Below are 21,299 nucleotides of genomic sequence, written 5' to 3'. Positions count from 1 at the left end.
GTTTATTCGTTTGAAGGTTTTCCGATGGTTGCCAAAATTCCGCCATCAACGTAGATGATTTGTCCGTTGATGAATTGACTTGCTTCTGAAGCTAGGAAAATAGCCGTTCCAGCCAAATCTTCGGGATTTCCCCAACGGCCTTCCGGTGTTCTGCTGATGATAAATTCGTTGAAAGGATTTCCATCCACTCTGATCGGTTCTGTTTGAGACGTTGCAAAATATCCGGGACCGATTCCGTTCACCTGGATGTTGTGTTTTGCCCATTCTGTCGCCAGATTTTTGGTCAGCATTTTCAGTCCGCCTTTTGCAGAAGCGTAAGCTACAACGTTGTCACGACCCAATTCGCTCATCATAGAACAGATGTTGATGATTTTTCCGGATCTTCTTTTGATCATACTTCTCGCCACCAATTGTGACATAATGAAAGGTCCTGTCAAATCTACGTCGATCACTTTTCGGAATTCAGAAACTTCCATTTCCAAAGCGGGTACTCTTTTGATGATGCCTGCATTATTAATAAGGATATCGATCTGTTTGTGATTCGCTTCGATCTCTGCTACTTTTTCAGCAGCGATTTTTTCGTCGGTCACATCAAAAATATAACCTGTTGCTTTGAAACCTTTTGATTGATAATATTTGATAGCTTCTTCCAATTTGGATGGCGTAGTGCTGGTCACCACAAGTTCTGCACCTGCCGATCCCAGACCTTCTGCCATTGCCAAACCAAGACCGTGCGTTCCACCGGTGATTAAAGCTACTTTTCCTGTTAAGTCGAATAAATTTGTCATAATTATTTTAATTCGTCAGTTTTTACAGCATCCATATCGCCGTAATCCATATTTTCTCCTGCCATTCCCCAGATAAAACTATAGTTGGAAGTTCCAACACCAGAGTGGATAGACCATTCCGGAGAGATTACTGCATCTCTGTTTTTTAGGAAAATGTGACGTGTTTCTGTAGGTTGTCCCATAAAATGTGAAACCGTTTGCCCTTCTTCCAAATCGAAATAGAAATAAGCTTCCATTCTTCTGGTGTGTGTGTGTGAAGGCATTGTGTTCCAAACGCTTCCTTCGTGCAATTCCGTCATTCCCATTTGAAGCTGACAAGTTTCCAAAACGCTGTTCACAATTAATTTATTGATGGTTCTTCTGTTTGCATATTTTGCATCGCCTAATTCTACGATCTCAGCTTCAGCTTTTGTAATTTTCTTAGTTGGGAAAGCGTGATGCGCTGGTGCAGAATTGATATAGAAATATGGTTGTTCGCCGTCTGCAGCTTCGAATGTTACTCCTTTATTTCCCTTTCCTATATATAAGGCCTCTTTATTATTAAGTTCGTAAACTGTTCCGTCAACGGTTACTTTTCCTTTTCCACCAACATTGATGATACCTAATTCTCTTCTTTCAAGGAAGTAAGGTGCTTTCAGTTCGTCAATAGTTTCTAATGTTAAAACTTGATCAACAGGCATTATTCCACCAACTATTAAACGGTCGTACATTGTATAAACCAGTTTGATTTGATTTGTTACGAATAGATCATTGATAAGAAATTCTCTTCTAAGATCTTCTGTTGTGTAATTTTTGGCATCGTTCGGATGATGCGCATATCGGAATTCTGATTGAATCATTTTTAGATTATATAATATGAACAAATAATTAATTCTGTGTAATCGATTGCATTAATAATTGCACTTTTTGGCACAAGAAATAATTTCTGTAAATATATATATAAATTTTAACTGAGAAAGTAAAAATTGAAATAAATCGTAAAGTATTGTAAAACAGAGTTTTATTTTTAAATTTACCTTATGTTTCTATTTTTTTTGATCAAATTCGTTGCAATATTTCTTTACTTAAAAGTCATTTTTGTGCAATTTTTTAAATTTTGTTGCTTAAATTTCAAAATTGCTAAATACTTTTGAGTTTAATTATTTATAGCATTGATAATCAGTTTATTAATTAATTTTTATTTGTTAATGATAACAAGTTTTGAAATTGTAGTAGAATTTTACTTTTTAAACAAAAAAAAATGAAATTTCTTAAAAATCGTATTGTTAAGTTAATTTTTGGTTAATTGTTTTTTACTGAAAACTCACTTTTTCTCAGTTTATTGATTATTAAATAATGTTAAAAAAATGTTAATTTCATTGATCTGTACAAATATTATTTAATTATTATTATTTATTAAATATCTGATAATCAAATTATTGATTGAGTTATTGTTTTTTGCGTTTATACTATGTTAAATTAATATTAATAGAAAATTCAAAATTTTTATTTGCTAATTGAAAAATAATCTTAGTTTAGTCGAGTTAAGAAATCGTTAAAAAAATACGTGCAATCGATTGCATTTTTATAATTGATTTTAAGACTATTATTAAGTAGAAAAACAAAATTACTAATTATATAAAACTAAAAAATATCTATGAGTGGTTTAAAATTAGGTATTCAAAGTGCTTTTATAAAAACGACGATTGCTTCAGTCTTTTTATTACCGGCATTTGGTTTAGCTCAAGAGTTGATCAAGGTTTCCGGAAAAATTACTTCCGACCAAAACAAGCCTGTGCAAAATGTGGAGATTACTGTAAAAAACTCAAAGTTTTCTACAATGACCGACAAGACAGGAAAATATGAGCTGAATGTACCGAAAAACGCAACGCTTGTTGTTCGAGGAAAAGGATTTGAAGAGCAAGAAGTTGAAGTGAATGGAAAGGCTGTTGTCAATGTTGTTCTTGCGAAGTTTGATTCTAACAAAGAGAAAAATATTGATGAAGTTGTATTGGTAGGTTATACAACCGTATCCAAAAAAGATGTTACCAACTCAATTTCTTCCGTAAAAGGTGAGCAGCTGGCAGATATGCCTGTAAACAGTGCCGCAGAAGCAATCCAGGGAAGAATGGCCGGAGTTCAGGTAACTTTTGGTGAAGGTTCTCCAGGAGCTGATCCGGAAATCAAAGTGAGAGGAGGAACATCTATTACACAGGATAATGCGCCTTTATACATCGTAGACGGAATCCAGATGGATAATGCATTGTCATTAATCTCTCCAAAAGAAATAGAATCTATCGAGGTTCTGAAAGATGCATCTTCTACTTCTATCTATGGAGCAAGAGGAGCAAATGGTGTTGTTCTTATCACAACAAAAAGCGGCAGGAAGAATTCGAAAACCAGTGTAAATTATAATGGATATACAGGTGTACGTACACTTGCAAAGAAATTAGATGTTATGAGTCCTTATGATTTTGTACAATATCAATATGAGTTGTACAACAAGGATGGCTATCAGGATCTTATTGATAAATTTATATCATTGTATGGTCCGTATAATGCGACACCGGGCGATGCAGATAATCCGGCTATGCCTGGTATTGAACAGTATAGAACGATACAAACCAAAGACTGGCAGGAAGAAGTTTTTGGAAAAGAAGCTTTCAACTTTACTCATAACCTGAATATCTCGGGTGGTAATAATAATTCTGCCTTTACATTGTCATTAAACCACGTAGAGGAAGACGGGATTATGATCAACTCCGGGTATAAAAGAAATATGGCTAATTTCAAATATGATTTTGATATCAGCAAAAAATTAAAAGTTGGATTGACAGCCAGATACAGCCAGACCTTTATCAATGGTGCCGGAACCACGACTACTGGATCTCAAACAACAAACAGACTTAGAAACGTTATCCGATACAAACCTTTTGAAAATGGTGTCTCTACAAGTGCAGGCTCCGATGAGTTTGCCGATGACGATTATGCAGCTACAAATCTTGTAAATCCTGTATTGTTAGCTAATAATGAAATTAAATATAACAATACGGATAACCTTTTCCTGAATGGTGTCATTACTTATAATATCTTCAAGGATCTGACTTTCAAAAGTACAATCGGATATGTACAGAACGATCAGGATATCCAGCAATTCTCAGGTCCTAAAACATATCTTTCAAGAATCAATGCAGATATGTCTGTTGTACAATTGACAAACACACAAACAAGAAGAATCACCAATACCAATACACTTGCCTACAAGAAAAAAATTGGTAACCACAAAATGGATTTCCTTTTGGGTCAGGAGATTGTGCAGACGGATGGTAATAAAACAGATATGACTGTCAGATATATACCGACATCTTTGTCTGCAGCACAAGCATTTGCAAATATTATTCTTGCAGCTCCGCCAGCAGGATTGATACAGGATGCTCCGTATGCAGGCGTACTACCTCCAGCAAGGTTGGCATCATTCTTTGCTAGAGCCAATTATATTTATAATAATAAATATATCGCAACTGTTTCAATAAGACGAGATGGATCCAACTCTTTTGGTACTGAGAACAGATGGGCAAATTTCCCTTCTGCATCATTAGCTTGGAAAGTTGGAGAAGAAAACTTCCTGAAAGATTCAAAAATTGTAAACGATTTGAAATTGCGTATTGGTTATGGACAGTCTGGTAATGACAGGATTGCAGGTTTCTTATACGATACTTTCTATAACCCATCTAGCCAATATGGTTACACAGGAGGAACAGGTATCATTACAGGTTCAGCACCAGGAAATATTAAACCAAATAAAAATATTAAATGGGAAGCAACGGTTTCTAAAAATGCAGGTTTAGATTTTACAATTTTCAATAAAAAAGTTTATGGAGCAATTGATGCTTACATTACAGATACCAAAGATTTGTTATTACTAGCAAAAATTCCTCAGACTTCTGGTTACGAATATGAATATCAGAACTCTGGAAAAACTCAGAACAAAGGATTGGAATTCAGTTTAGGAGCAATCGTTGTTGGTAATGAAAACTTCACTTGGAAAACAGATTTTAATATTTCAGCAAACAAAAACATCATAAAAAGTTTAGGTCCTTTAACACAGTCTGGAACAGATTATTATCTACAGCCGTCAGGGTGGGTCAACAACTTGTTCGATTTCAAAGTACAAATAAATCAACCAGTTGGGATGTTCTACGGATATGTAACAGAAGGCAGATATGAAGTAAGTGATTTTGATTTCAATACCGCTAACAATACTTATAAATTAAAAGCAGGCATTGCAAGTGATGCTACTGTAGCCTTAGGTAACAAATTGCCACAGCCAGGAGATTTGAAACTGAAAGATTTGAATGGTGATGGCATCATCGATACAAAAGATCAGACGGATCTGGGTAATGCTCAGCCTAAGTTTTATGGAGGGTTCAACCAGACTTTCAAGTACAAAAACTTTGATATGAGTTTGTTCTTCAACTTCTCTGTTGGGAATAAAGTTTATAATGCAAACAAAATCGAATTCACGACAAAATATCAGTACACAGATCAGAATATGCTGGCAGAAATGGCTGACAGATGGAAATGGTTTGATGCAAATGGTGTAAAAGTTACAGATCCTGCAGCTTTGACAGCACTGAACGCTAATACAACAATGTGGACACCAACAGGTGGTAACTATTTCTTACATTCGTATGCAATAGAAGATGGATCTTTCCTGAGACTGAATAACGTAACTCTCGGATATTCATTAAATAAAGATGCTTTAAAAGCACTTGGTATTACTAATTTAAGATTATACGCAACAGCAAATAACGTTTTTACAATTACCGGTTATTCAGGATATGATCCAGAAGTAAGCACTAGAAAAAGTACGCTTACGCCAGCAGTGGACTATGCAGCTTTCCCAAGAAGCAGATTTTTCTTAACAGGTGTTGATATAACTTTTTAATTCAAAAAAAATGAAACTTAACAGATTAATTTCAATTCTAAGTTGTTTAATTATATTCTTCACATTTACTTCTTGTGATGATTTCTTAGATGCAGAAAATATTTCTAATTCTAACGAAGAACAACAATTTGACAGTACAGCAGATACCTTCACCGCATTGATTGGTGTTTACAACCAGGTTATTGGTGATGATGGATACGGACAGAGAATAAACCTGTACTATCCGCAATCTGCAGATGATTTCAAAACCTCTGGCGACTTCAACTGTAACGACAGAAGAGGACTTAGTACTTATGGGGCTTGTACTTCTAATCCGGATCTTAACAAACCTTTCCTGAAGTTATATTCCGGGATAGAAAGAGCCAATCTTTGTATTAAGAATATCCCTTTATCTCCGGTTTACCAGACAGGTTCTGCAACGGATAAAAAGTTAATGGATCGTTATTTAGGAGAAGCTTACACTTTGAGAGCTCAGTTCTATTTTGACTTGATCAAAAACTGGGGAGATGTTCCAATGCAATTGGTACCTTCTTCTGATCTTGAAACAGTTTATCTTCCTAAAACAGACCGAGATGTGATCTACGAACAAATGATTGCTGACCTGGCCACTGCAGCTAACCTTGTTCCTTGGAGATCAGAAGCATCAGTTGGTAATACAAGAATTACAAAGGCAGCAGTAAAAGGGCTTAGAGCAAGAATAGCCTTGGCAAGAGCCGGATATTCTTTGAGGAGAGATCCAAGAATCATGGCACGAGGATCTAATCCTCAGGTTTATTATAAAATAGCTTATGACGAATGTAAAGACATCATTGCTAAAACCGGAGAACACGGTCTTAATTCAAGCTTCGAAGCTGTTTTCAGAGCATTGCACGATAATACGGAAGATGCAGCACACGAAGTAATCTTCGCAGTTGGGGCTTTTGGAGGTAACGCAGCAACAGACAGCAAAATCGGTTACTACAACGGGATGAGACATTCTGACAATTCCAACTGGAAGAGTAGCGGTGGGATCAATGCAATCCCTGTTTACTTTTACGAATTTGGAAAGTTTGATGTCAGAAGAGATCTTACTGTGGCTACAATGCAGATTAATGATGCAAATCAGGCGATTCTTGCAACAGGTGCTCTTTGTACTGATGGAAAATTCAGAAAATCGTGGACCAACGTTACAGGAACTGCACAAAACCTTGCAATAGATTGGCCGATGATCCGCTACTCCGATATTCTTCTAATGTTTGCAGAAGCTGATAACGAGATCAATGGTTCTCCATCTGCAGCAGCTATCGCTGCGGTGCAGCAAGTTAGAAACCGTGCTTATGCAGGAAACTTAGGACAGGCAGGAACTATACCGACGGATAAAACAGGATTTTTCGATTACATTGTTCACGAGAGATTATTAGAATTTGGAGGAGAAGGTCTTAGAAAATATGATCTTATTCGTTGGAATCTTTTAGCAACTAAAATTGCTGAAACAAGACAAAAACTTTCCCAATTTCAAAATGGAACGGGTCCATATGCGAATGTACCTTCCATTTTATATTATAAGGAATCACCTTATGATAGAACAAAAACGGCACAGGCAGCTCTTCAGGCAATAGATATTTATGTACCAGCTGGTGCTACCAGAGCCGATGTTTATTATACGCCTGCTCCGGGAAGTGCGCCATCGGGTTACAAAGCAGCCAACTGGAGGGTTGCGGTGACACAACAATATATCAGTGATCCCGTGAAAGGTTATGCACAATATTTTGAAGCAAACAGAAAAGAATTATTCCCGATTTATGATGATATCATATTATCAAACTACAATCTGAAACAGGATTACGGGTACTAGGGAATAAATTCTTTCCAACAATATTTTTTAAGTTTTTATATTTTTAATTTTTTTTGAAGATTCACTCTATCAGGGTTTTAAGCTCTGGTAGAGCTGATTCTAAGGACTTCTTTGTCTTTATTCAAAAAATTATTTAACACTATTATTTAAAATTAGTTAATGAAAATAGGTTCGTAGAAGACAACACTAATTACAATAATTATCATTCATTTACCTGACAATTAACTCATTAAAACAAATTTTAGATGAATAAAATTAAATTACTTTATGTGTTCCTGTTGCTTGCATTCACGCAAGTATCGGGACAATCAGTTACATTCAACGAATCTACAGGTTGGGTTGAAACTGCTTTTGTAAAATGGCAGCCCGTTGCAAATGCAGGAAAATATAATGTCTATTACTCCGGTGAAGGCGTTGTGAACAAACAAGTGGATGATTATCTTATCCGCAGCTACGGCTCATATTTCCGCGCAGATGTTTTGGGACTTAAAGCAGGTAACTATACGATTACTGTAAAACCAGTTATTTTAGGAGTGGAGGGCGCTGGTTCTACAACAAGCACTTTAACGGTTCTTCCACAGGACAGAACAGGTTTTGCCTTCAATGGCGGACGAGTTCCCGGAGGTTATAAAGCGGATGGTACACCAAAAGATAATGCAATTATTTTGTACATCACTCAGAAATCTAAAGATTCGGTTCCATTCAATGTTATTACCAAAAGCAATGGCGGAACAACAGCTTATGTCGGATTCCAGAATATCTTGTATGGTATCAAAAAAGGCTACGATACAAGACCATACATTTTCCGTCTGGTAGGCAACATTACAGATGCAGTGACGATGGAAGGCGGGGATTTTGTCATAGAAAACGACAACAATGCCAACAGCTATATTACCGTGGAAGGTGTTGGTGATGATGCGACTGCAAACGGCTGGGGAGTGCGCCTGAAAAATGCCACCAACGTAGAAGTAAGTAATCTCGGTTTTATGAACTGCGACAGCAGTGAGGGGGATGACATCGGACTACAGCAAAGTAACTCTTATATCTGGGTACATAATAATGATCTGTTCTACGGTGACGCCGGCAGCGATGCAGATCAGATCAAAGGCGACGGTGCTTTGGACAATAAAGGAAGCAGTTACAATACTTTTTCTTACAACCATTTTTGGGACAACGGAAAAGCAAGTTTATTGGGATTGAGTGAAGGGACTACAACAGGTCTTTACGTAAGCTATCACCACAACTGGTTCGACCATTCAGATTCAAGACATCCTAGAGTAAGATTCTATTCTGCTCACGTTTATAACAATTATTTTGACGGAATTGCTAAATATGGTTCTGGTTCAACAGAAGGTTCTTCTTTATTTTTGGAAGGAAACTATTTCCGTAACGCCAAAAACCCAATGATGATCTCTTTACAGGGAACTGATGTCTGGAATCCTTCAACACAGCAGAATGATCCTGGAAATCAGGGAACTTTTTCTGGCGAAGATGGTGGAATGATCAAAGCTTTTAACAATATTCTGGATGCAGACATCGCCACTAACTCTATGCGTTTTGTAGCTTATGGCGATACAAATCCATTATTCAATATTCCTGGAAAAATAAGTTCTCTTACAGATTTTGATGCTTATTTAGCAACAACACGTGGAGAAACAGTTCCTGCGACGGTTAAATCAAAAGTAGGCGCAAAAGTGTACAATAATTTTGATACAGATGCTTCTCTTTACATTAAAAATCTTGTAGTCGAAGATCCAACTGTTGCAAGAGACAGAGTCAAATTATATTCCGGACGTGTACAAGGCGGAGATTTTAAATGGGTTTTCAATAATGCTGTAGATGACAAATCTTATGCAGTTATTACAGGACTTAAGTCCCAACTGACCAACTATGGAACCAATATGGTTTTCATCCAGGCAGAAGGGACAACACAAACTTTGGTAAACACTTCGGCTAATAAAGACCAGACAGTGGCTACAGGAACTGCAATTGCTTCCATTGTTTTCACTTGGGGTGGTGATGCTACAGATGTTACCATTACCGGGTTACCTGCAAATGGTCTTACGGTATCGAAAGATGCAGCAGCTAAAACTGCAACGGTTACAGGAACACCCTCTGCAACTACTTCTTATACAGTTACTACCATCGGTGGATCAGGAACTGCAGCTTCAATCAGCGGAACTGTTACGGTTGGGACCACGCCTCCTGTAACTGGAGGTGAGATTCATAACTTCACAACTTCAGGAAAAGTAAGCACGTTCTATACAATTACCGGGAATATGAACTCTACGGACGGTTCTCAGTCTTATGACGGAAACACTTTGACAAAACGTTTCAAAATGGAGTCTGCTACAAGTATCACCTATACAACAGCTCAGACTTCTACTTTAACTTTGGTTTTTGATGCAGATTTTGCAAAAGCGGTTAAGTTTGACGGAACCAATTATACAGCTTCAGCCGGAATTGTAACGATTCCTAATGTTGCTGCCGGCGCGCACAGCATTACAAAAGGTGATACGACTAATTTGTATTATATCAAAACAGCTTATGCTTTGGCAACAAATGATATCAATAAGTCTCAATTGAGTTTATATCCAAATCCGGTTTCTGATTATTTACATGTCAATACAGCGGGACAGAAGATTCTTAATGTTAAAGTTTACAGTTTCGCAGGAAGTATTGTGAAAAACAATGTTGATGTCACTGGAGATTCTATTGATTTGAGAAACCTGAACACTGGTAATTATATCATCTCTATCACGACTGATAAAGGGACAGTTACCAAAAAATTGATTAAAAAATAACCATGAGAACTTAATGTCAGTCTGGAATTTTCAGATCACATTATTTAATTGTTAAATCATACAGGTTTTCATCCCGAAAGGGGTGGAAACTTGTATATTTAAAAAAGATCAGTAAAAAAATGAAGCAATCCAACATCAAGAATCTTTTATTGTTTTTTTCTTTTATTCTGGCTTGGATCAATATCAGTTCTTTCAGCATTAAAACTAATAATTCTGAAAAAATTTATACGGTCGCAAAAGACGGATCCGGAGATTACAAAACAGTACAGGAAGCGATTGATGCAGTAGAAAACAGACTTCAGACTACAACAAAGATCTTTATCAAAAAAGGAACTTACCGGGAAAAGATTATTGTTCCTGCAGCCAAAGGTGCAATTTCATTCGAAGGAGAAAGTTTTTCAGAAACTATTATTATTAATGATGATTTTGCTTCTAAGAAAAATGCAGAAGGCAAAGAATTCGGAACCACAGGATCATCTACAGTTTTTATTTTCTCTGATAATTTTTCCGCAAAGAATATCACATTTCAGAACGATGCCGGAAAAGTCGGGCAAGCTGTTGCTGTTTTGATTACAGGGGATCGCGCTATTTTTGAAAATTGCCGGTTTCTTGGTTTTCAGGATACACTTTATCTCAAAGGTGAGCAGGATGTTTCAACACCGAAAAGAGAGATTCGCCATTATTTTAAGAATTGTTACATCGAGGGAACAACTGATTTTATTTTCGGCGCAGCCACTGCCGTTTTTGAAGATTGTATGATTTTTGCAAAAGAATCCGCCACATATCTTACTGCAGCCTCAACACCGGAAAATACCAGATTTGGATTTGTTTTCATCAATTGTAAAATCAAAGGCGATGCAAAACCACAATCCGTTTACCTCGGAAGACCCTGGCGGCCATTTGCCAAAACAGTTTTTATCAATTGTACAATCGATAACATTATAAAACCGGAAGGCTGGCACAACTGGAAAAAACCGGATGCAGAGAAAACAACTTTCTATGGAGAGTACAATTCCAAAGGTTTGGGTTCAGATCCAAAACAAAGAGTTTCCTGGTCTTATCAATTAAGCAAAGAACAGAAAAAAAACTATTCTCCAAAAAATATTCTCTCTGGAAAAGACAATTGGAATTTTAAAATAAAAAAATAAATCGAAGAAAAATTAAAAATATACTTATGAAATTTAAAACATTAAAAATATGGTCGATCACGGCTTTTGCATCAGGGATGTTTCTTGCTTGTGCTCAGACAAAAACCGCAACAGCTTCAAAACCTTCCACAGAAATGTCACAATCTGGAAAAGTGGTTCCCACAAACCTGAAATGGTCCGAAAGAATGCTCCTTTCCGAGATGCACCGTTTCCCGGAATCCTGGATGCTGGATTTCAGCAAAAGCCCGAAATGGACCTATCCTTCGGCAATTGTTTTAGACGGCGCCGAGAAAGTTTACGCAAAAACCGGTAAAAAAGAATATTACGATTACATAAGCAGCTTTGGCGAAAAATTAATCAAAGAAGACGGCACTATTCTGACTTACGAGATGGATAAATACAATATCGATATGCTTAACAGCGGCAACGTTCTTCTTTATCTTTATGAAAAAGAGAAAAAGGAAAAATACTTGAAAGCGTTGCAGACACTGCGTTCTCAGATAGACGGAATGCCGAGAACTTCCGAAGGCGGCTTCTGGCACAAAAAAATCTATCCAAACCAGATGTGGCTGGATGGCTTGTATATGGGAGAACCTTTTTATGCACACTACACCAAGGATTTCAGCAAAGGTGCAGACGCAGAAAAAGCATACAACGACATTATCAATCAGTTTGACCTGATTCAGAAACATCTTTTAGATAAGAAAACAGGACTTCTTTACCACGCCTGGGACGAAAGCAAAGAACAAAAATGGGCTGACAAACAAACCGGACAGTCACCTAATTTCTGGGGCAGAGCAATGGGCTGGTACGGAATGGCCATGGTAGACGTTCTGGATTATCTTCCAAAGAATCATCCGGGAAGAGCAAGGTTGATTTCTTACATCAAATCTTACACAGATGCTATTTTGAAAGTTCAGGATAAGGAAACCGGACTTTGGTATCAGGTTTTGGACAAAGGCGGCGAAAAAGGAAATTATCTGGAAGCAACTGCTTCTGCAATGTTCGTTTACACAATGATAAAATCCGTTAATGACGGTTATCTTCCCAAATCTTATAAAACAGCAGCTAAAAAAGGATATGACGGAATCATCAAAAACCTGATTTCTGTAGACGAAAATGGTGTGGTGAATTTAAATAAATGCTGCGCGGTTGCCGGTTTAGGAGGTAATCCTTACAGAAGCGGCTCGTACGAATATTATGTGAACGAAGAAATCCGGTCCAACGATGCCAAAGGAACAGGTCCTTTTATTCTTGCAAGTTTAGAATTTGAAAAGTAAAATAATAAGAATTATTTCGGCAGCTTAATCCGTCTTCCGTTCCCAATCTTTTTTGCAGATGATCTTAGTTTAAATAGAAATTAAAGACCACGTAAAAAAGGATTTCCACTCAAGCCGGGCTGCAATTATTCGCTGTTAAAAAAGAGAAATTTGAAAGTAAATAAAAAACATATCATCCTTTCCTTGTTTGCATTATCAATCAATCAACTGGATGCACAGAAAACAAAACCTTACGTTTCCGAAGTCTGGGTTTCGGATTTGGGAAACGGATCATACAAGAATCCGGTTTTATACTCTGATTTTTCGGATCCGGACGCGATCCGCGTTGGTGATGATTATTTTATGACGGCTTCCAGCTTCAACGAAACGCCGGGATTACCAATTCTCCATTCCAAAGATATGATTAACTGGAAGCTTGTAAATTATGCCATTACCGACCTTGTTCCGAAAGAAACCTACAAGATTCCACAGAGAGGAAACGGCGTCTGGGCACCAAGCATCCGTTTTCACAAACGTGAATATTACATCTATTGGGGCGACCCGGATTTCGGGATTTATATGGTGAAAACCAAAGATCCACTCGGGAAATGGGAAGATCCGGTTTTGGTAATGGAAGGTAAAGGTCTTATTGATTCTTGTCCGTTTTGGGATGATAACGGCGATGCTTATCTCGTTCACGGTTGGGCAGGAAGCAGAGCAGGCGTCAAAAGTATTCTCACCATTAATAAAATGAATCCTGATGGAACAAAAGTCCTGGACAAAGGCATTCACGTTTTTGACGGCCACGATGCACACCCAACGGTGGAAGGACCGAAATTTTATAAAAGAAACGGTTATTATTACATTTTTGCCCCGGCTGGCGGCGTTGCAACAGGCTGGCAATTGGTTTTAAGATCAAAAAATATTTATGGACCGTACGAGGAGAAAATCGTTTTGGAAAAAGGTTCTACGAAAATCAATGGTCCGCATCAGGGCGCTTGGGTCGATACTCAGAAAGGTCAGGACTGGTTTTACCATTTTCAGGACGTGGATGCGGGCGGAAGAATCGTTCATCTTCAACCAATGAAGTGGGAAAAAGACTGGCCCGTAATCGGAATCGACAATAACAAAAACGGAATTGGTGAACCTGTTCTGATTTATAAAAAACCCGAAGTTGGAAAGACTTTCCCAATAGAAACGCCTGCAGAATCTGATGAATTTAATAATGATAAAATCGGATTGCAATGGCAGTGGAGTGCCAACGAAAATATCGTTTGGTCGGCAAAACTTGTTGGAAAAGATTATTTGAGATTATTCTCAGTGAAAATTCCGGATGGCGAAAAAAACCTTTGGAACGTCCCGAATCTGTTAACACAAAAATTCCCTGCACCTAATTTCGCTGCAACAACCAAAGTCAAACTATCTCCCGAAGAAGTGAAAGAAGGAAAAACAGCCGGACTTTTGATAATGGGAATGGATTATCAGTCGTTGGTAATCACAAATAAACCGGACGGATTTTACCTCCAATTAAGAAGAGCTGAAAAAGCGGAAAAAGGCGGCGAGGAAAAAATCCTTAACGAAATCAAATTAAAATCAAACGAAGTCTATCTGAAAGTCAACGTCAACCAACCAAACGGAATCTGCACTTTCAGCTACAGCGAAAACGGAACTACATTTGAAAAAATCGGCGAAACTTTTCAGGCAAAACCAGGAAAATGGATCGGTGCAAAAGTCGGAATCTATTCTGTAAGCGATCCAAAAGTTTCACGTGGCGGCTATGCAGATTTTGACTTTTTCAGAGTTACAAAAGATTAGAATTTAGATCATAAAGAAAAAAATTATATTAAAAAATAAGACAAAAAACCTTTGCGACTTAAATAATGAAGTTTAAAATTAAAATATGTGCGCCTTTGCGTTAAAAAAATGATGCGAATTAAAAACATACCGACAGCATTTTTCATCGCCGCTTCCGTGATGATGTCTGCCCAGACAGAGCAGGATAGCCAGAAGGACAGAATTTTGATACCTTCGAAAGATAAAAATACAACCAATATTTTCCTTGCCGGCGATTCTACTTTGACAGATTACAGTCTGGAAAGTAATTATCAGGAAAAGCGTTATCCGCAGCAAGGTTGGGGCGGTGTTTTTCAGGAATTTTTTACTGCCGACAGTCTAAAAACTTTGAAATCTCCTGCTCTTGCAAAAAATGTATTGGTGGTTGACAAAGCCAAAGGCGGAAGAAGTACGAGAACTTTTTTCCAGGAAGGCAGATGGCGATATATTTTCGAAAACCTGAAACCAAAAGACTGGGTTCTGATTCAGTTCGGACACAATGACGAATCTCCAACAAAAGTTGATCGTTATGTAGATGTCCAGGGTTATAAAGAATATCTGAGATTATACATACATCAGGTTAAAGAGAAAGGTGCGACGCCGGTTTTGGTAACGCCGGTGTCAAGAAATTACCCTTGGAAAGATGGTGTTTTAGGCGACAGTCACGTGGAATATGCCAAAGCAATGATAGAAGTGTCGCAGGAACAAAAAGTAGATTTGATTGACCTTAACAAACTTTCCAGAGAAATGCTCACCAAAAAAGGAAAAGATTTCGTGACACAAAATTACTTTATGAATCTTCCCGAAGGCAAATATCCGGCATATCCAAAAGGCCAGAAAGACGATACCCATTTCCAGCCGGAAGGCGCAAAAGCAATGGCACAGATCGTTTATAACGAATTTAAAAAAATAGTAACTAACAAATAGAAAGGTGCGAAGCACCGAAATGCTGGTAGAAAAATAGGATTAATCAATTATAGGTGCGAAGCATCGATATATAATTCTAAAATAATTTCAAAAGAACATACTTTTTAGTTCTTTTTACCAGATTATATAATTACAGCCAACATTTAAAATAAAAAATCCAGAATCTCGGTTCTGAAATCAAAATAAAAAATGAAAAAATCGATTAAAATATTAGCGTTTAGCCTGTCAATATTATTTTCAGGGCACAGCTTTGCACAAACTCAAATGTCTGATATCTATAAGAACGTAGAATTCAAAATGACTGTTGCAGAAACCTCTTTTCCGGCAACCTCTGTCAATATAAAAAGTTTCGGAGCTGTTTCCGGAGGAATCGTAAAAAATACGGAAGCTTTCAGAAAAGCCATTGATGAGACTTCTCAAAAAGGCGGTGGAACAGTAGTAGTCCCAAGAGGAATCTGGATGACCGGACCAATCGTTCTGAAAAATAATATCAACCTGCATTTGGAAGATGGCGCAATGATCATTTTCAGCAGAGATTTCAATGATTATCCTCTTGTGGATGTCAGTTTTGAAGGTCTTAATACAACCCGCTGCCAGTCTCCGATTTCTGCAAAAGGCGCAACCAATATTGCAATCACAGGAAATGGCGTGATCGATGGTAGTGGCGATGCCTGGAGATATGTGAAAAAAGGAAAAATGACCGATGGACAATGGAAAGAACTGCTTGCAAAAGGCGGCGTTCTGTCGGACGATAAAAAAACGTGGTTCCCAAGTGAAAGCTCCAAAAGAGGATTTGCAAACACAGCAAACTTTAATATTCCGGAAAAGCTGACTACAAGAGCAGATCTGGAAAAAGTAAAAGATTTCCTTCGTCCCGTGATGGTAAGTCTGGTCGGCTGTGACAAAGTTCTTTTGGACGGACCGACCTTCCAGAATTCGCCGGCGTGGAATCTTCATCCATTGATGTCAAGCAACCTGATCCTTAGAAATCTTAATGTAAGAAATCCCTGGTACTCCCAAAACGGAGACGGTTTGGATTTGGAATCTTGCAAAAATGTTTTAGTTTATAATAATACATTCGATGTTGGTGATGACGCAATCTGCATCAAATCCGGAAAAGACAAAGATGGCCGCGACAGAGGAATGCCGACGGAAAATGTCATCATCAAAAACAACACAGTTTACCACGCACACGGCGGCATCGTAATTGGAAGCGAAATGTCCGGCGGTGTGAAAAATCTTCACGCTTCGAACTGTACTTTTATCGGGACAGACATTGGTCTTCGTTTCAAAACCACGAGAGGCAGAGGCGGCGTTGTTGAGAATATCTGGATCAGCAATGTTGATATGATCAATATTCCGGCTCAGGTGATCGGTTTCAATATGTTCTACGAAGGCAATTCGCCAATCATTGAAGAAGACCAGAGTGCGGATGACGAGAAAAGAAAGGAAAAGGAAATCCCTGTGACAGAAGAAACACCGGTTTTCAGAAATGTATTTTTCAAAAATATTACAGCTTCTAACTCTTATGAAGCTTTGAGCCTGAATGGTTTATCGGAAATGAATCTTAAAAATATCGTGATCGAAGATTCTTATTTCGATACAAAAAAAGCTTTGACCATTGTAGATGCCGACGGAATTACACTTAAAAATGTTAAATTAAAATATACAGACGGAACCGGCGCGACAGTTTATAACAGTAAAAATATTGATCTTTCAGGATTGACTTTAGAATCTTCTAACAAACCGGCAATCAAGGTTATGGGAAGTAAAACTTCTAATGTGAAATTATCCAAAAACATCGCAAAAGATCAGCTAACTATTTCTAAGGAAGTAGCTAAGAATGCTGTGAAATAATCCATTTTAATATGAGTTTTCCCAAACTATATTTTCTTATTTTTTTCTTATTTGGAGTCACATCAGCATTCGGACAGGTTAACCGCCCGAATGCAACTCCTTATACAAACGAAGCAACATTTGAGAAACTTAAGAAGAAATATCCTTTCATCACGCCTTTAGACAGACCAACTCCTGCAAACATCGGAATTGATAAAGATGTGGAGTATGCCAACGTCAACGGAATTTCTCTGAAGGCTGACATTTATTATCCGCTTGATAAATCAAAAAAATATCCGGGAATTGTTATGATTCACGGTGGCGGCTGGATCTCGGGAAGCAGGGAAAATGAAAAATATATGGCTCAGGAACTGGCTTCCAAAGGTTATGTCGCAATTGCCGTTGGTTACAGATTGGCAGATGTTGCAAAATATCCTGCAGCAATAGATGATGTTGAAAATGCTATTAAATATTTGAAAAAAAATAAAAAGAACTATTCCTTAAATACCGAAAGAACGGCAATTTATGGAGAATCAGCAGGTGCACAAATCGCAACTTTGGTTGGTGTAAAATCTAAAGGGAAAATAAAATGTATTGTAAATGTGGACGGCGTTGTTTCCTTCATCCATCCCGAAGCTGAGGAAAGTACTTATGCAGCTTATTGGCTGAACGGTGACAGAAATGTTAATTTGAAAAACTGGACAGACGCTTCGCCTTTGGAATTTGTAGATAAAAATACGCCGCCTACGATTTTTATTAATAGCTCTCAGCCTCGTTTCCACGCCGGGAGAGACGATATGATGAAGAAACTGAAAAGTTATAATATTCCGACAGAATTCCACGAGATCAAAGATACACCGCATTCTTTCTGGTCGGCAGAACCTTGGTTTACAGAGACTTTGGATCTTACTCTTCAGTTTTTGGATAAGACTTTAAAATAGAATTTTGACGCAAAGATTAATTGTAATAATTTATATTTTAGGAAAACAAAAGGTTGCGACAAGTCGCTGATGAAGCATTATTATAATTTAAGCTTAGTAAAATCAATTTATTGATTCCTCGTTTGCTCTCTAAAATATGAAGAATCAAAAAAAATCTTTGCGTTAAAAAAAATTGCATTAGATATATTTAAAAATAATTTTATGAAGAAGTTTTTTTTGATATTAATGATTGCCTTTGTTCAAATGATGTTTGGCCAAAATGTTCCTTATATTACAATTAATGTGGCGCAGGATGGAAGTGGACAATTTACTTCGATCCAGAAAGCGATCAATTCGATTCGGGATTTTGGGCCTGGCGAAGCTTTAATTAAAATTAAATCAGGGACTTATCACGAAAAGGTAGTCATTCCTTCATCAAAACAAAAAATTACTTTACAAGGCGAAAGTCAGGAAAATACAATTGTCATTAATGATGATTATTCCGGAAAACCAGATGCGTTGAATGAGAAAATGACGACCTTCAATTCTTATACACTTTTGGTAATGGCGGATGATGTTAAAATCTCAAATCTGACCATTCAGAATACCTGGTGCAGCAAAGGACAGGCGGTTTCCCTTCACGTGGAAGGTGATCATTTTGTGATTAAAGATTCCAAAATTCTGGGTTGTCAGGACACACTTTATGCCTCAGGAAATCACAGTCGGCAATATTACGAGAATTGCTTTATCGAAGGTACAACCGACTTTGTTTTTGGTTCGGCAACGGTTGTTTTTAAAAATTGCACGATCAAAAGCTTGGCTGATTCTTACATCACTGCAGCTTCAACGGACCAAAATAAAAAATATGGTTTTGTCTTTTTTGATTGTAAATTGATTGCAAAAGAGGGTGTTATGAAAGTTTTTCTTGGAAGGCCGTGGAGATCATTTGCCAAAACGGTTTTCATTAATACAGAAATGGGAAATCACATTCTTCCGGAAGGCTGGAATCCCTGGAAAGGCGACGCAATGTTTCCGGATAAAGAAAAAACGGTTTACTATGCAGAATATATGAGCAGAGGAGAAGGTAGTGATATTTCAAAGAGAGTTTCCTGGTCTCATCAATTAACCAAAAAAGAAGTGAAAAATTACACCATCGAAAAGATTTTCGGTGACTGGAATCCTAATAAATAAAATGCTTCGACAGGCTCAGCATTACATCGTAAAAAATATTTTAAAATAAAGCGTTTAGTATGAGAAATGTCATGCTGAGGTTCTCGAAGCATTTAAATAAATAAAAAATCAATTTAAAAATGAAAAAACTTCTTTTAAGCTTATCAATTCTGTTTTCAGTGTTGATATTTGGTCAGAAAAAACCAACACTTTTTTTAATCGGAGATTCTACAATGGCCAACAAAGATAATCCCGAAAAAAATCCAGAACACGGATGGGGACAGGTGCTTCCGCAATATTTCACAACAGATATTGAAATCCAAAACCACGCGATGAACGGCAGAAGTTCCAAAAGTTTCCGGACAGAGGGCCGATGGGACAAAGTGGAAAAACAGCTCAAGAAAGGAGATTTCGTGATCATTCAGTTTGGTCATAACGATCAGAAAGTGAAAGATTCTACAAAATTCACCAATCCGTATACACAATATAGAGCGAATCTTGAAAGATATGTGAAAGAAACCAGAGCAAAAGGAGCAACTCCGATTCTGATGACTTCTATTGTAAGAAGAGATTTTACAGAGAATGGTGTTTTGACGGATACTCACGGCAATTATCCTTTGGTAGTAAGATTGGTGGCGGATGATATGAAAGTGCCGTTTGTGGATATGCAGTTATTGACAGAACAAATGGAAATTGCTGCCGGACCGGAAGGATCAAAAAAACTTCATCTGCATTATAAAGAAGGCGAGGTGGAGTATTATCCAAAAGGAAAAGATGACGACACGCACTTGTCGACACTGGGAGCAGAATCTGTTGCAAAACTGGCTTTGAAGGGTTTAAAACCTTTAAAAACAGGTTTGGAAAAATATATTAAATAGTTCAAACAGAAGTTATCATTAGTTTTAATGGTAACTTTTTCAATTAATGACTTATGAAAAAAACTGTTTTCATCTTATTGATTTTATTTTTTAATCAAATATCGGCTCAGGAAAAGATCAACGTTTGGCCAAAAGGCGAAATGCCGAATTCCAAAGGTTTGAAATTAAAAACCGAAGAGAAAAAAGAAGGCATAATGACCCAAGTTACGGAAACTGAACTTTTTGCCTTTTTACCGCCAAAAGCAGACAGGAAAAAAATGGCTGTCATCATCATTCCAGGAGGTGGATACTACAAACTGACTTATGATGAAGGTGGTTTCCAGATTGCAAAATGGTTCAATACTTTAGGGATTTCTGCCTTTGTTTTGAAATACAGATTACCAACTTCTCCGGATCTTATCCAAAGAGAAATTGCGCCATTGCAGGACATTCAGGCATCGATAAAATATATACGCAAAAATGCTTCTCAATGGGGACTTTCCCCGGATCAGGTAGGAGTAATTGGGACTTCTGCTGGTGGGCATTTGGCTGCAACAGTCAGTAATATTACAACAGATTACACACAACTGAAAGGCGATTGGGAAACCATTTCTACGATTCCGGATTTTGCGATTCTGTTGTCTCCGGTTATCGATTTGGGAGAATTTGCCCACGTCGACAGCCGTAAAAGCTTATTAGGAGAAAATGCTTCTCAGGAAAAAATCACCGAATATTCTATGCAAAACCGCGTGACGGAGAAAACACCGCCTACGATATTATTTCATGCGCAGAACGACAAAACAGTTCCTGTAATGAACAGTATTCTTTACTACAAAGCAATGACCAAAAATAAAGTGAAAGGCGCCTTATTCATTTTTCCCGAAGGTGAGCACAAAATCGGGATTACCAACAAATCTGAACTGACGGACAACTGGAAAAAATTGTGCTCAGACTGGCTGAAAACCGTAGCAAGTAAAACAACTGTAACCCCTTAAT

14 protein-coding genes are annotated in these 21,299 nt (G+C 37.5%); 12 read left to right on the top strand and 2 right to left on the bottom strand.

From position 1 onward, the window contains the following. Positions 1–2: 2 nt before the first annotated feature. Together ACFJGY_RS12405 and kduI are read right to left on the bottom strand one after the other, a co-directional pair. Entirely contained in the window at positions 3–788 is a 786-nt protein-coding gene (locus ACFJGY_RS12405; protein ID WP_379964355.1) for a gluconate 5-dehydrogenase, read from the bottom strand. Between the two features lie 2 nt (positions 789–790). Continuing rightward, on the bottom strand, positions 791–1,627 hold the full coding sequence (gene kduI, locus ACFJGY_RS12400) for a 5-dehydro-4-deoxy-D-glucuronate isomerase (RefSeq protein ID WP_379964353.1): 837 nt from the start codon (positions 1,625–1,627) through the stop codon (positions 791–793). Positions 1,628–2,424: 797 nt separating this feature from the next. On the opposite strand from kduI, the gene ACFJGY_RS12395 reads away from it, so the two are divergent. The 12 genes from ACFJGY_RS12395 (at position 2,425) to ACFJGY_RS12340 (ending at position 21,298) form a co-directional block, all read left to right on the top strand. Next, the gene (locus ACFJGY_RS12395) at positions 2,425–5,715 is read left to right on the top strand and encodes a SusC/RagA family TonB-linked outer membrane protein (protein WP_379964351.1); all 3,291 of its coding nucleotides are present in this window, start codon (positions 2,425–2,427) and stop codon (positions 5,713–5,715) included. A gap of 10 nt (positions 5,716–5,725) precedes the next feature. Beyond that, positions 5,726–7,549, top strand: a complete 1,824-nt coding sequence (locus ACFJGY_RS12390; RefSeq protein WP_379964349.1) for a RagB/SusD family nutrient uptake outer membrane protein — start codon at positions 5,726–5,728, stop codon at positions 7,547–7,549. A 245-nt stretch (positions 7,550–7,794) separates the two neighbouring features. Continuing rightward, the gene (locus ACFJGY_RS12385) at positions 7,795–10,353 is read left to right on the top strand and encodes a T9SS type A sorting domain-containing protein (protein ID WP_379964347.1); all 2,559 of its coding nucleotides are present in this window, start codon (positions 7,795–7,797) and stop codon (positions 10,351–10,353) included. Positions 10,354–10,472: 119 nt separating this feature from the next. Next, the gene (locus tag ACFJGY_RS12380) at positions 10,473–11,501 is read left to right on the top strand and encodes a pectinesterase family protein (RefSeq protein ID WP_379964345.1); all 1,029 of its coding nucleotides are present in this window, start codon (positions 10,473–10,475) and stop codon (positions 11,499–11,501) included. Positions 11,502–11,527: 26 nt separating this feature from the next. Beyond that, the gene (locus ACFJGY_RS12375; protein WP_379964343.1) at positions 11,528–12,781 is read left to right on the top strand and encodes a glycoside hydrolase family 105 protein; all 1,254 of its coding nucleotides are present in this window, start codon (positions 11,528–11,530) and stop codon (positions 12,779–12,781) included. Positions 12,782–12,952: 171 nt separating this feature from the next. Beyond that, positions 12,953–14,575: a glycoside hydrolase 43 family protein gene (locus tag ACFJGY_RS12370; RefSeq protein WP_379970183.1), complete on the top strand. Its 1,623-nt coding sequence runs from the start codon at positions 12,953–12,955 to the stop codon at positions 14,573–14,575. A 108-nt stretch (positions 14,576–14,683) separates the two neighbouring features. Next, entirely contained in the window at positions 14,684–15,520 is an 837-nt protein-coding gene (locus ACFJGY_RS12365; protein WP_379964341.1) for a rhamnogalacturonan acetylesterase, read from the top strand. A 189-nt stretch (positions 15,521–15,709) separates the two neighbouring features. Continuing rightward, positions 15,710–17,377 (top strand): glycoside hydrolase family 28 protein, encoded by a 1,668-nt coding sequence (locus ACFJGY_RS12360; RefSeq protein ID WP_379964339.1) that lies wholly within the window; start codon positions 15,710–15,712, stop codon positions 17,375–17,377. A gap of 11 nt (positions 17,378–17,388) precedes the next feature. Continuing rightward, positions 17,389–18,297, top strand: a complete 909-nt coding sequence (locus ACFJGY_RS12355) for an alpha/beta hydrolase (RefSeq protein ID WP_379964337.1) — start codon at positions 17,389–17,391, stop codon at positions 18,295–18,297. 201 nt (positions 18,298–18,498) lie between these two features. Further along, positions 18,499–19,467 (top strand): pectinesterase family protein, encoded by a 969-nt coding sequence (locus tag ACFJGY_RS12350; protein WP_379964335.1) that lies wholly within the window; start codon positions 18,499–18,501, stop codon positions 19,465–19,467. Positions 19,468–19,586: 119 nt separating this feature from the next. Then, positions 19,587–20,324 carry a rhamnogalacturonan acetylesterase gene (locus tag ACFJGY_RS12345; protein ID WP_379964333.1) on the top strand — a complete coding sequence of 246 codons (738 nt, stop codon included), beginning with the start codon at positions 19,587–19,589 and terminating at the stop codon, positions 20,322–20,324. A gap of 53 nt (positions 20,325–20,377) precedes the next feature. Beyond that, positions 20,378–21,298: an alpha/beta hydrolase gene (locus tag ACFJGY_RS12340; RefSeq protein WP_379964331.1), complete on the top strand. Its 921-nt coding sequence runs from the start codon at positions 20,378–20,380 to the stop codon at positions 21,296–21,298. Position 21,299: the final 1 nt, after the last annotated feature.

This window comes from Epilithonimonas sp. UC225_85, from assembly GCF_042695135.1.
GTDB lineage: Bacteria > Bacteroidota > Bacteroidia > Flavobacteriales > Weeksellaceae > Epilithonimonas.
Note: the sequence above shows the minus strand (reverse complement) of the source record. Positions and strands in the feature narration are given on the sequence as shown.

Coding starts and splice junctions, on each gene's coding strand:
- ACFJGY_RS12345 (WP_379964333.1), top strand. CDS start 19,587: ATGAAAAAACTTCTTTTAAGCTTATCAATTCTGTTTTCAGTGTTGATA.
- ACFJGY_RS12385 (WP_379964347.1), top strand. CDS start 7,795: ATGAATAAAATTAAATTACTTTATGTGTTCCTGTTGCTTGCATTCACG.
- ACFJGY_RS12355 (WP_379964337.1), top strand. CDS start 17,389: ATGAGTTTTCCCAAACTATATTTTCTTATTTTTTTCTTATTTGGAGTC.
- ACFJGY_RS12365 (WP_379964341.1), top strand. CDS start 14,684: ATGATGCGAATTAAAAACATACCGACAGCATTTTTCATCGCCGCTTCC.
- ACFJGY_RS12405 (WP_379964355.1), bottom strand. CDS start 788: ATGACAAATTTATTCGACTTAACAGGAAAAGTAGCTTTAATCACCGGT.
- ACFJGY_RS12360 (WP_379964339.1), top strand. CDS start 15,710: ATGAAAAAATCGATTAAAATATTAGCGTTTAGCCTGTCAATATTATTT.
- ACFJGY_RS12380 (WP_379964345.1), top strand. CDS start 10,473: ATGAAGCAATCCAACATCAAGAATCTTTTATTGTTTTTTTCTTTTATT.
- ACFJGY_RS12350 (WP_379964335.1), top strand. CDS start 18,499: ATGAAGAAGTTTTTTTTGATATTAATGATTGCCTTTGTTCAAATGATG.
- ACFJGY_RS12390 (WP_379964349.1), top strand. CDS start 5,726: ATGAAACTTAACAGATTAATTTCAATTCTAAGTTGTTTAATTATATTC.
- ACFJGY_RS12340 (WP_379964331.1), top strand. CDS start 20,378: ATGAAAAAAACTGTTTTCATCTTATTGATTTTATTTTTTAATCAAATA.
- ACFJGY_RS12375 (WP_379964343.1), top strand. CDS start 11,528: ATGAAATTTAAAACATTAAAAATATGGTCGATCACGGCTTTTGCATCA.
- ACFJGY_RS12395 (WP_379964351.1), top strand. CDS start 2,425: ATGAGTGGTTTAAAATTAGGTATTCAAAGTGCTTTTATAAAAACGACG.
- kduI (WP_379964353.1), bottom strand. CDS start 1,627: ATGATTCAATCAGAATTCCGATATGCGCATCATCCGAACGATGCCAAA.